Origin of the sequence: Sphaerisporangium sp. NPDC051011 (assembly GCF_040653595.1) — a bacterium.
Lineage (GTDB): Bacteria > Actinomycetota > Actinomycetes > Streptosporangiales > Streptosporangiaceae > Sphaerisporangium.
The window spans coordinates 26,676-36,966 of record NZ_JBFAGG010000032.1; the positions used below are offsets into that span (position 1 = coordinate 26,676).

The following is a 10,291-nucleotide window of genomic DNA, read 5'->3' on the forward strand; positions in this document are numbered from 1 at the left end:
CGGCACCACCCTAGAGCCTCATCCCGCCGGAGGCCCCGGCTCCGGCGGCCTGCGCAGGCGCGTCACGAACTTGTACCGGTCGCCCCGGTAGAGGGACTGGGCCCACTCCACCGGGTGGCCCTCGGCGTCGAAGGCGTGCCGGGTGAGCAGCAGCATCGGCAGGCCGACGTCCACGCCGAGGATCTGCGCGTCGTACGGCGTCGCCAGGACGGTCTCTATGATCTCCTCGGCGTCGGTGAGCTGCACGTTGTAGGCGTTGTGCAGCGTCTCATAGAGGGAGGAGTGCACCTCCAGCTCGCGCCGCAGCCGCGAGAAGCGCCGGGCGGACAGGTGGGTGGTGTCGATCGACATCGGCTCGCCGTTGGCCAGGCGAAGGCGGTGGATGCGCAGCACGCGGCCGCCGGGGTTGATGCCCAGACGTCGCGCGAGGGTCTCGTCGGCCGTGATGTAATTGATGTCAAGGATCTTGGTGTCGGGCTCGAGGCCGACCGTCCGCAGATCTCCCGTGTACGACGTCAGTTGCAGCACCTGCGCGACCTTCGGCTGGGCCACGAAGGTGCCCTTGCCCTGGATGCGCAGCAGGCGTCCCTCGATGACCAGCTCCGTCAGCGCCTGCCGCACGGTCGTGCGGGAGGTTTCGAAGCGCACGGCGAGGGCGCGCTCGGGCGGCAGGGCCGCGCCGGCGGGCAGAGACTTGGTGAGTTCCAGCAGGTTTCTCTTGACGTCGTAGTATTTCGGAACCCGGGGAGAATCTTCCGTCACACGCTCACCTTCATCTCGGCCACTGCGGTGAGCGCGCGTCCGATCACCGCGAGATCATCCGAACTCAGGTTGGCCCGTGCGGTCAACCTCAGACAAGACCGGCCGGCCGGCACCGAAGGCGGGCGGAAGCACCCGGCCCGCACTCCGTGGTCCGCCAGCACCGCGGCGGCGGCGAGGGCGGCCTCCGGAGGGCCGAGCACGACGGGCACGACCGCCGCCGCCGGCTCCGCGGTGGCCAAGCCGCGGTCCCGGACGGCGCCCGCCAGCGCGCGGGCGTTGGCACGCGCGCGTCCCGGCAGGTCAGGATGGTCGCTCACCATATCAACAGCCGCGAGGGCCGCCGCCACGGAGGCCGGTGCGAGGCCGGTGTCGAAGATGAACGCCCGCCCGGTGTCGACCAGCGCCTCCACCACCTCGGGCGCGCCCAGCACGGCCCCTCCCTGCGAGCCGAGGGACTTGGACAGTGTGACGGTTCTCACAACGTCCGGGGCGCCGGCCAGACCCGCCGCGTGCACGGCCCCGCGCCCGTCCTCACCGGTGACGCCCAGGGAGTGCGCCTCGTCCACGACCAGCAGCGCGCCATGACGCGCGGCGGCGGCGTGCAGGCCGGCGAGCGGCGCCAGGTCGCCGTCCACGGAGAAGACCGCGTCGGTGACGACGATGGCGTGGCTCTCGGTGCGGTCGGCGAGCGCCTTCTCGACCGCCTCGACGTCCTTGTGCGGGGTGACGACGACCCGGCCGCGCGACAGCCGGCAGGCGTCGATGATCGAGGCGTGGTTGCCCTCGTCGCTGACCACGAGCCCGCCCGCGCCGAGCGTCGCCACCGCGGCGAGGTTGGCCAGGTAGCCGGAGGACAGGACCAGCGCGCGGGGCGCGTCCATGAAGGACGCGAGGCGCCGCTCCAGTTCGGCGTGCAGCGTCGTCGAGCCGGTGACCAGCCGCGATCCGGTGGAGCCCGTGCCCCACTCGCGCGCGGCCCGTGCGGCGGCCTCGGCGAGCCGCGGGTCGCGTGACAGGCCGAGGTAGTCGTTGGAGGCGAGGTCCAGCAGGCCGTCGTGATCGGGCGTGCGCGGGCGCAGGGCACGCCGGAGCCCCGCCGCCTCACGCGCGGCGGCGGCCGTGCGCAACCGCTCCAGGGGGTCGCTGTTCATGATCACACTCGTGCCGGTGGCCGGTTCCGTCGCGCCCTCCGGACGCCCCGTGTGACCGGCCGACACCATATTGTCCTCCATCCGAGGAATCTTCCCAGGACGGGGGTGGTCGATTCGCATTGGATGGGCCTCAGCACGCATGATGCACACGTGCCGACTCTCAGCGACCTGGTCACGCGCCACACGACCCTCGATCCCGCAGACCTTGAGTGGATGCAGTCGCTGGTCTCCGACTGGCAGCTCCTCGCCGACCTGTCCTTCGCCGACCTGGTGCTGTGGATCCCGCTGCACGACGAGTCCGCGTGGGTGGCCGTCGCGCAGATGCGGCCGACGACCGGCCCGACGGTGTACCACGACGACGTGGTGGGCTCCATCGTGGCGGCGGGCGAGCGTCCGCTGATCGACACCGCCTGGAGCGAGCGCCGCATCTGCCGGGAGGGCGACCCGGACTGGTCCAGCGGCGTCCCGGTGCGCGAGGAGACGATCCCGGTGCGCCGCGACGACCACTTCGTGGCCGTGATCCAGCGCTCCACCAACCTCTCCTCGGCGCGCACGCCCTCCCGCCTGGAACTGACCTACCTGCAGAGCGCCTCCGACCTGGCGCAGATGGTCGCCGAGGGCCGCTTCCCCTTCCCCGAGGAGGGGCCGGTCCTCGTCCGGTCCCCCCGGGTGGGCGACGGCCTGCTGCGGCTGGACCGCGCCGGTCGCGTCACCTACGCCTCGCCCAACGCGCTGTCGGCGTACCGCAGGCTGGGGCTCAACGCCGACCTCGTCGGGTCGGAGCTCGGCAAGACGACGGCCGCGCTGTGCTATTCCGACGAGCCCATCAACGAAGACCTCATGCTGGTGGCCAGCGGGCGCGCGCCGCGGGAGACCGAGGTCGAGGCCGGGGCGAACGTCGTGCAACTGCGGGCGATCCCGCTCATCGTCGGGGGCGGGCGCATCGGCGCGCTGGTGCTGATCCGCGACGTCACCGAGCTGCGCCGCCGCGAGCGCGAGCTGCTGACCAAGGACGCGACGATCCGCGAGATCCACCACCGGGTGAAGAACAATCTGCAGACGGTGGCCGCGCTGCTGCGGCTCCAGGCGCGCCGGCTGCAGGTTCCGGAGGGACGGGAGGCGCTGGAGGAGGCCGTGCGCCGCGTCGGCTCGATCGCGATCGTGCACGAGACCCTTTCCCATACTCCCGAGGAGATCGTCGACTTCGACGACATCGCCGACCGCGTCATCTCGATGACCGGCGACGTCTCGGCCGCCAACGTGATGCCGCGCAGGGTCGGCAGCTTCGGCATGCTGCCCGCGATGGTGGCCACCCCGATGGCGATGGTGCTCACCGAGCTGATCCAGAACGCCGTCCAGCACGGCTTCGCCTACGGCAGCGGCAGCATCAAGGTCATGGTGTCGCGCACGGAGGAGCGGCTGGACCTGGTCGTGGCCGACGACGGTCAGGGGCTGCCCGACGGGTTCGACCTGGACGCGTCCACGAGCCTCGGCCTGCAGATCGTCCGCACGCTGGTGGTGGGGGAGTTGTCCGGGCGCCTGGCGGTCAGGCCGCGCGTGGGCGGAGGGACGGAGGTCTCGCTGACCATCCCCGTGCAGCCGGCCTCGTAGGATGGTCCGGTACTGCTACGCCCGGCCGTCGCGCGAGGCGACGCCGGGCGTGTTCCGTACGGCCACGGCACTGGGGCGGTGCGGAGGCGTTTTCTCCGAGATGTCTTTCCGAGGGGGCGCTGTAGCAAGGAGGCTTCAGACACCCGCGCGGGCGCGGGCGCGGGCGGTGCGGCGCTTGAGGGCGCGGCGCTCGTCCTCGCTGAGGCCACCCCACACGCCGGCGTCCTGGCCGGACTCGATGGCCCACTTCAGGCACGCGTCCACGACCGGGCAACTGCGGCAGACCTGCTTGGCCTCTTCGATCTGCATGAGTGCCGGGCCGGTGTTGCCGATCGGGAAGAACAACTCGGGGTCCACGTCACGGCAGGCAGCGCGGTGGCGCCAGTCCATGCGTTCCACTCCTTCGTAGGTGGAGCCTGCGGCTCCGTCCGGATGACGGATGTTTGTGAACTCTTTCACTAACCAGAGCGAACTTTTGCCCGGCCCTTGGGGGTTGGTGGTCCGGGGAGTTCCTGTCATCGCCGCAGACCTTTGAGGACATTGGGTCGATCCTCAAACGTCCTACGTTCCGACGTCGTGTTGAGCTTTTCAGGCACGCCCAGGTCACGCAAGAGGTTTGGGAGAAGGTTTTGCCGGATATGGCTGTCGGATGCATCACACTATGACGCGATGTGACGGATTAGACCAGAACTTGTAACGCGGATGGAACGGAGCGGAAGCTCACCCGCTCCCGCTCTCCGAGATAATCGCCGTCCAGCTGGAACGCCACCGGGCGACGGGCCGTCAGCGTGAACTCCTTCTCGTCATGGACATGGACGAGATGCCCGCCCCGGGGCAGACCCACACGGTCCCCGACGATCTGGCGGATCACATTGAACATCGCCACCGGCCCCAGCCGCCGCAGCCCCAGCATGTCCAGGCCGGTGTTGAACGCCGCCCACGGTGTCGGGTTGACCGGCCGGTCCCCGAGCCACGTCCAGGGCCTGGTGTTGGAGACGATGGCCATGAAGACGCCCTCGACCGGCGGCCGGTGCGGCAGCTCCAGCCGGAGCGCCGGGTGGTGGCGGTCGGTCATGAGGTAGTGGCGCAGGGCGGTGTGGACGTACCGGCTCGGAGACGCCTTGTACCCGGCCCCGCGCAGCCCCTCGACCGCCCGCACGACCTCGGCGTCATAGCCCATTCCCGCGGAGAACGTGAAGTAGCGGCTGCCCGGGGGCGTGAGCGGGTCGTCCGGGGCGAAGTCGCCGTCCTCCCAGGTCGCCAGGCCGAGGCCGACCATGCGGCGGCGGTCCTCGCGGATCGCCTCCAGCACCGCGCCGGTCGCCTCCACCGGGTCGTTGGGCAGGCCGAGGGCGCGGGCGAACACGTTCGCGCTGCCCCCGGGGATGACGATCAGCGCCGGGCGGTCGCCGTCCTGGCCCGCCATGCCGTTGACGACCTCGTTGATCGTGCCGTCGCCGCCGAGGACGGCCACGACGTCGAACCCCTTGGCGCGGGCGGTCCCGGCCAGCAGCGTGGCGTGCCCGCGGTACCCGGTCTGCTCCACCGTCAGATCGACGGCCGCGCCGAGCGCGCGGATCAGGACGTCCCGCGTCCGGCGGTTGGTGGAGGTCGCCTTGGGATTGATCAGGAGGAGTGCCCGCATGCGGCCCAGCGTATCCACCGGTCACGCGGCCGGCGCGCCGGTCAAGTAGGGTGACCCGATATGGTGAACCGTCCGGCGACCCTGCCCGTCGCCGCCGCAGTCCTCGCGGTCGAGGGCCTGACCGCCGTCGGTCTCGGCGGATACGCCGGGGTAGAGACCATCGTCGGCTCGCCGTCGGACGTCTCGAGCTCGATCGTCGTCTCCGCGTTCGGCGTGCTCGTCGGCGCCGCCCTGCTGTGGGTGGCGTGGGGCGTGCTCCAGGCGGCCCGGTGGAGCCGGGCCCCCGGTGTGGTCACGCAGATCTTCGCGCTGCCGGTCGCCGTGTCGCTGGTGCAGTCGGCGCAGTACCTGCTCGGGATACCGCTGATCGTGCTGGCGCTGGCGGGTCTGGCGGCACTGCTGGCACCCCCGACGACCCGCGCCATGATCAAGGAGTGAGCTGTTCCTCTGGCCGCGCTCCGCTCGGCGTGTCCGGGGCGCCCCTTTAGACGGCGTTCTTCCGCCCTCGCGCGTGAGGACTCCAGAACACCGCCGCGCCCCGAACAGGTCAGTCTTCGGCGGTGAGACCCTCGCGCAACTGGGCCAGGGTGCGGGCGAGCAGGCGCGAGACGTGCATCTGCGAGATGCCGAGCTCGGTGGCGATCTGCGACTGGGTCATGTTGCCGAAGAACCGCAGCAGCAGGATGCGCTTCTCGCGCGGCGGCAGGCGCTCCAGCAGCGGCTTGAGCGACTCGCGGTACTCGACGCCCTCCAGCGACTCGTCCACGATGCCGAGCGAGTCGGAGACGGCGGGCGCGTCGTCGTCCCCGGAGTCGGGGGCGTCGAGCGAGACCGTGGAGTAGGCGTTGGCGGACTCCAGGCCCTCCAGCACCTCCTCCTCGCTCATCTGCAGGTGGGCAGCGAGCTCGGCGACCGTGGGCGCGCGGCCCTGGCGCTGCGACAGCTCGCTTATCGCCTTGGTGAGCGAGAGCTTCAGCTCCTGCAGGCGGCGCGGCACCCGCACCGCCCAGCCCTTGTCGCGGAAGTGCCGTTTGATCTCGCCGACGATGGTCGGCGTCGCGTACGTCGAGAACTCGACGCCCCGCGCCAGGTCGAAGCGGTCGATCGACTTGATGAGGCCGATGGTGGCGACCTGCGTGAGGTCGTCGAGCCATTCGCCGCGGTTGCGGAACCGCCGGGCGAGGTACTCGACCAGCGGCAGGTGGAGCTCGACCAACTCGTCGCGGATGCGCTGGCGCCGCGGGTCGTCGGCCGGCAACTCGGCCAGCTCGCCGAACAACCCTCGGGCCCGCACCCTGTCGGGGACGGTGCTGTCACTGCCGGCCACGGCGCGGGTCCTCTCCGTCACGACAGCCTCGCAGAACCTCGGCGTTTGTGCAGAACGATCGCCATGCGGTCGGGGGTGTCGGTCTCGGCGTCCACGTCGTCGGCCAGGGCGGTGAGCACCATCCAGGCGAAGTCATCGCGTTTGGGCTCGGCGTGGCCGACCGTGCTGACCTCGACCCGGACGATCATCTCCTGGCCGGTGAGCTCGAACTCGGCGATCAGGTCGGTGCCCGGGACGGCATGGCCGAGCAACATGGCGCACGCCTCGTCGACGGCGATGCGAAGATCTTCGATCTCGTCCAGCGTGAAATCGAGCCGCGCCGCGAGCCCGGCCGTCGCCGTGCGCAGCACGGACAGGTAGGCACTTGCGGCGGGCAGCCGCACGCTCACCGCGTCACGGATCCCGGCGAGCCCGCCGTGGATGCCGTCAGCACGCGTCGCTGTCTCGTCGGTCACGTTCCTCCTCGCACAGAGCTGCTGATTAGCAACTTACCGCCCCGTGTCCACTGTTGGAGGACTGGGACGCGCCGATAGTCGTGATCTTGTGGAATTGCGGCCGGTTTCCCTGACGTCCCGCTGTCCTTTGCTTACGTTCTCATATGACGCAAAGCGGGACCGGGCGTACCGAGGACCGGAAAGCCTCTGGCCTCGCGCGTTCGGCTGAGCGCACGAGGCCAGAAACGGGCAGGAAGGCTCAGGCGGCCTTGGTCTCCCAGAAGATCTTCGCAATCTCGTCGATCTTTCCGAGCAGGTCGTCGGCCTTGCTCACATCGACGGTGCCCTTGGCCCCGGCGGCGCCGGCCAGCTTGGTGGCGTCCCAGAAGAGCTGGTGGAGCTGCGGGTACTGATCGACGTGCGGAGGCTTGAAGTAGTCGGTCCACAGCACCCACAGGTGGTGCTTGACCAGCTCGGCCCGCTCCTCCTTGATCGTCAGCGCGCGGGCGCGGAACACGGGGTCGTCGTTGTCGGCGTACTTCTGCATGATCGCCTTGACGGACTCCGCCTCGATGCGCGCCTGGGCGGGGTCGTAGACACCGCAGGGCAGGTCGCAGTGCGCGGAGGCGACATGGCTAGGCCGCAACAGTCGTGCGAGCATCGGTTTCCTTCCTTGATGCTGATATCAGACAGCGCTATCCGGGTCCCAACTTACTCTCGTTGATTCACTGGAATGGAAGGGGATGTCGTCCATGAGGGTCCGCGTCGAGGGTGAATCGATGGCGCCCGCCCTCCGGCCCGGGGACTGGCTGGTCGTCCGCCGCCGGGCGCGGATCCGCCCCGGCGACGTCGTGGTCGCCCGGCTCCCCGGCGACCCCGGCACGATGATCGTCAAGCGGGCGGCGTGGGCGGACGGGGACGGCTGGTGGCTGGAGAGCGACAACCAGCGGGCCCCCGGCCGCAGGGACAGCTGGGACTTCGGTGCGGTGCCCGCCTCGCAGGTGCTGGGCCGCGTCCTGTTCCGCTACTGGCCGCCCGGGCGGGGCCGTCTCAGGCGTGCCGGCCGCTGAGATCGCGGCGGCGGGCGCGGTAGGCCGCGACGTTGGCGCGGCTGGCGCAGCGCTCGGAGCAGTAGCGCCGCGAGCGGTTGGACGAGGTGTCGAGGTAGACGCGGTGGCAGGGCGCCGCCTGGCACAGGCCGAGACGGTCCACGCCCAGCTCGGTCACCAGCGCGGTCAGCCCCATGACCGCGCCTGCGGCGTACTCGTCGCTGAGCCGGCCGCCCTCGGTGAGGTGCAGGTGCCAGCGCTGCCCGTCGTGGCGGGAGATCTGCGGGTGGACGGGCCGCCGCGTCAGCAGGGCGTTGAGCCTGTCGACGGCGCCGTCCTCGTCGTGCTCGGCGGCCGCGGCGAAGACGGCGGCCAGTTCGTGGCGCAGTTCGCGCAGCACGCGCAGGTCCTCGCGGGTGAGGCGCCCGGCGTGCCTGCCGCGGCCCGCCTCGACGAGGAACCGGCGCGCGTCCTCCAGCGAGTCCAGCGGCTCGTCGCTGTTGACGAGCAGCACGGCCAGCTCGGCGTATGACGTCAGGTCCACGTGGGTTCCAGGCGTTGTAAGAGATGGGGCGTAAGAGATGGTCACTGTTTCCAGGTATTACATCGAGTATTACACGGCGTGGCGCCCCGGCGCGGGAGGACGGGCGCCGCCCGGCGCGCAAGACGCCGTGACCGGCGTTCATGGCGGTGTGGGGCACGGGCGCAGGCCGTCGGGTACGGGGTTCCGGGGAGCCGGGTGGCGTTGGGGGTATCTGGAGAACCGCTGCGGGTATCTGCTGATAGGGGGAGTAAGTAGAGATATGTCCGCTTGGAAACGTGTGTCGTTGGGCGGCCGGCCACTCAGGTGTGGCACGGCCCACAATGGCGGGCGCCCTTCCTTGTGGCACAATCGAGCAACGGGTGACCCCCGTACCCCCTCGAGACGACCGTCAACGGCGACGGCCGCCCGGCGACTACAGAAGCCTGGGGCCCTCGGCTGGCTGCGGCGTCCACCGAAGGAAACCGTCCTTTACGACACAGGGGTCGCTGTGGCAGTCACGCCGTTCTCCGCTTCTCTCGAATCTCTCGACGTCGATCCCGTGTTCGCGCTGCACCGCGGCGGCAAGATCGAGGTCCGTCCCACCATCCCCGTCCGCGACGCCGACGACCTGTCGCTCGCGTACACGCCGGGCGTCGCCCAGGTCTGCACCGCCATCGCCGAGCAGCCCGATCTCGTCAACGACTACACCTGGGTCGGCGGGGTCGTCGCCGTCGTCTCCGACGGCACGGCCGTCCTCGGGCTCGGCGACATCGGCCCCGCCGCGGCCATGCCCGTCATGGAGGGCAAGGCGCTGCTGTTCAAGCAGTTCGGCGGCGTCGACTCGGTGCCGATCTGCCTCGACTGCACCGACGTCGACGAGCTCGTCGAGACCGTCGTCCGGCTCGCCCCGTCCTTCGGCGGCATCAACCTGGAGGACATCAGCGCACCCCGCTGCTTCGAGGTCGAGGACCGCCTGCGCGAGCTGCTCGACATCCCCGTCTTCCACGACGACCAGCACGGCACCGCCATCGTCGTGACCGCCGCGCTGCGCAACGCCGCGCGCCTCACCGGGCGCTCCCTCGGCGACCTGCGCGCAGTGGTCGCGGGCGCGGGCGCCTCCGGCGTGGCCGTCACCAGGATGCTGCTCAACGCGGGCATCGGCGACATCGCGGTCGCCGACTCCAAGGGCATGATCTACGAGGGTCGCGAAGGGCTGAACCCCGTCAAGCAGGCCCTGGCCGAGGTCACCAACCGCGGCCGCTTCACCGGCTCGACCGAGGAGGCCCTCGCCGGGGCCGACGTCTTCGTCGGCCTGTCCGGCTCGACGCTGCCCGAGGCCGCGGTGACCTCCATGGCCCCCGGCTCGATCGTGTTCGCGCTGTCGAACCCGACGCCCGAGATCCACCCCGAGGCCGCCCGGCGGCACGCGCGCGTCGTGGCGACCGGCCGCTCCGACTTCCCCAACCAGATCAACAACGTGCTGGCGTTCCCAGGCGTGTTCCGCGGCGCCCTCGACGTCCGGGCGTCCGCGATCACCGAGTCCATGAAGGTCGCCGCCGCCGACGCGCTGGCGTCCGTCGTCGGCGACGATCTGACGGCGGACTACATCATCCCGAGCCCGTTCGACGAGCGGGTCGCCCCGGCGGTCGCCTCGGCCGTCGCCCACCAGGCCCGCCTGGACGGGGTGGCCCGCCGCTAGGGCGTGTCTGACAAATGATCACGGTGGTTGCGGTTAGATGATCCCTCGTGGTGAGGCGTGGCGAACTGACCGATAAGGCCTGGCAGCGGA

12 protein-coding genes are annotated in these 10,291 nt (G+C 70.7%); 4 read left to right on the plus strand and 8 right to left on the minus strand.

The genetic code is table 11. The features are described 5' to 3' along the window. Positions 1–18 precede the first annotated feature (18 nt). Positions 19–762 (minus strand): GntR family transcriptional regulator, encoded by a 744-nt coding sequence (locus tag AB0H21_RS40010; protein ID WP_358527122.1) that lies wholly within the window; start codon positions 760–762, stop codon positions 19–21. Beyond that, positions 759–1,994 carry an 8-amino-7-oxononanoate synthase gene (locus AB0H21_RS40015; RefSeq protein ID WP_358527124.1) on the minus strand — a complete coding sequence of 412 codons (1,236 nt, stop codon included), beginning with the start codon at positions 1,992–1,994 and terminating at the stop codon, positions 759–761. The genes AB0H21_RS40010 and AB0H21_RS40015 overlap by 4 nt, the downstream gene beginning before the upstream one ends. 69 nt (positions 1,995–2,063) lie before the next feature. On the opposite strand from AB0H21_RS40015, the gene AB0H21_RS40020 reads away from it, so the two are divergent. Continuing rightward, positions 2,064–3,524 carry a histidine kinase N-terminal domain-containing protein gene (locus tag AB0H21_RS40020; protein ID WP_358527126.1) on the plus strand — a complete coding sequence of 487 codons (1,461 nt, stop codon included), beginning with the start codon at positions 2,064–2,066 and terminating at the stop codon, positions 3,522–3,524. Between the two features lie 135 nt (positions 3,525–3,659). On the opposite strand, the gene AB0H21_RS40025 is transcribed toward AB0H21_RS40020, so the two are convergent. Both AB0H21_RS40025 and AB0H21_RS40030 read right to left on the minus strand, forming a co-directional pair. Further along, positions 3,660–3,914: a WhiB family transcriptional regulator gene (locus AB0H21_RS40025; protein ID WP_358527127.1), complete on the minus strand. Its 255-nt coding sequence runs from the start codon at positions 3,912–3,914 to the stop codon at positions 3,660–3,662. 289 nt (positions 3,915–4,203) lie between these two features. Then, complete coding sequence (locus tag AB0H21_RS40030; RefSeq protein WP_358527128.1) at positions 4,204–5,169, minus strand: diacylglycerol kinase family protein; 966 nt, start codon at positions 5,167–5,169, stop codon at positions 4,204–4,206. A gap of 60 nt (positions 5,170–5,229) precedes the next feature. Here AB0H21_RS40030 and AB0H21_RS40035 point away from each other — a divergent pair, with 60 nt between their 5' ends. Further along, positions 5,230–5,607 (plus strand): hypothetical protein, encoded by a 378-nt coding sequence (locus AB0H21_RS40035; RefSeq protein ID WP_358527129.1) that lies wholly within the window; start codon positions 5,230–5,232, stop codon positions 5,605–5,607. A gap of 109 nt (positions 5,608–5,716) precedes the next feature. Here AB0H21_RS40035 and AB0H21_RS40040 read toward each other — a convergent pair whose 3' ends face one another. The 3 genes from AB0H21_RS40040 to sodN form a co-directional block, all read right to left on the minus strand. Next, positions 5,717–6,517 (minus strand): RNA polymerase sigma factor SigF, encoded by an 801-nt coding sequence (locus AB0H21_RS40040; RefSeq protein ID WP_114033944.1) that lies wholly within the window; start codon positions 6,515–6,517, stop codon positions 5,717–5,719. Then, the gene (locus tag AB0H21_RS40045) at positions 6,514–6,951 is read right to left on the minus strand and encodes an anti-sigma factor (protein WP_358527131.1); all 438 of its coding nucleotides are present in this window, start codon (positions 6,949–6,951) and stop codon (positions 6,514–6,516) included. The genes AB0H21_RS40040 and AB0H21_RS40045 overlap by 4 nt, the downstream gene beginning before the upstream one ends. A 238-nt stretch (positions 6,952–7,189) precedes the next feature. Next, entirely contained in the window at positions 7,190–7,591 is a 402-nt protein-coding gene (gene sodN, locus AB0H21_RS40050; RefSeq protein WP_358527133.1) for a superoxide dismutase, Ni, read from the minus strand. 91 nt (positions 7,592–7,682) lie between these two features. Between sodN and sodX the strand changes: the two genes are divergently transcribed. Then, positions 7,683–8,000: a nickel-type superoxide dismutase maturation protease gene (gene sodX / locus AB0H21_RS40055; protein WP_358527135.1), complete on the plus strand. Its 318-nt coding sequence runs from the start codon at positions 7,683–7,685 to the stop codon at positions 7,998–8,000. Here the strand turns inward: sodX and AB0H21_RS40060 are convergent. Next, the gene (locus AB0H21_RS40060; protein WP_358527137.1) at positions 7,981–8,523 is read right to left on the minus strand and encodes a CGNR zinc finger domain-containing protein; all 543 of its coding nucleotides are present in this window, start codon (positions 8,521–8,523) and stop codon (positions 7,981–7,983) included. The two genes, sodX and AB0H21_RS40060, sit on opposite strands and share 20 nt — an antisense overlap. A gap of 487 nt (positions 8,524–9,010) precedes the next feature. Here AB0H21_RS40060 and AB0H21_RS40065 point away from each other — a divergent pair, with 487 nt between their 5' ends. Further along, positions 9,011–10,201, plus strand: a complete 1,191-nt coding sequence (locus AB0H21_RS40065) for an NADP-dependent malic enzyme (RefSeq protein ID WP_358527138.1) — start codon at positions 9,011–9,013, stop codon at positions 10,199–10,201. Positions 10,202–10,291: the final 90 nt, after the last annotated feature.

Coding starts and splice junctions, on each gene's coding strand:
- sodX (WP_358527135.1), top strand. CDS start 7,683: ATGAGGGTCCGCGTCGAGGGTGAATCGATGGCGCCCGCCCTCCGGCCC.
- sodN (WP_358527133.1), bottom strand. CDS start 7,591: ATGCTCGCACGACTGTTGCGGCCTAGCCATGTCGCCTCCGCGCACTGC.
- AB0H21_RS40015 (WP_358527124.1), bottom strand. CDS start 1,994: ATGGAGGACAATATGGTGTCGGCCGGTCACACGGGGCGTCCGGAGGGC.
- AB0H21_RS40025 (WP_358527127.1), bottom strand. CDS start 3,914: ATGGACTGGCGCCACCGCGCTGCCTGCCGTGACGTGGACCCCGAGTTG.
- AB0H21_RS40035 (WP_358527129.1), top strand. CDS start 5,230: ATGGTGAACCGTCCGGCGACCCTGCCCGTCGCCGCCGCAGTCCTCGCG.
- AB0H21_RS40030 (WP_358527128.1), bottom strand. CDS start 5,169: ATGCGGGCACTCCTCCTGATCAATCCCAAGGCGACCTCCACCAACCGC.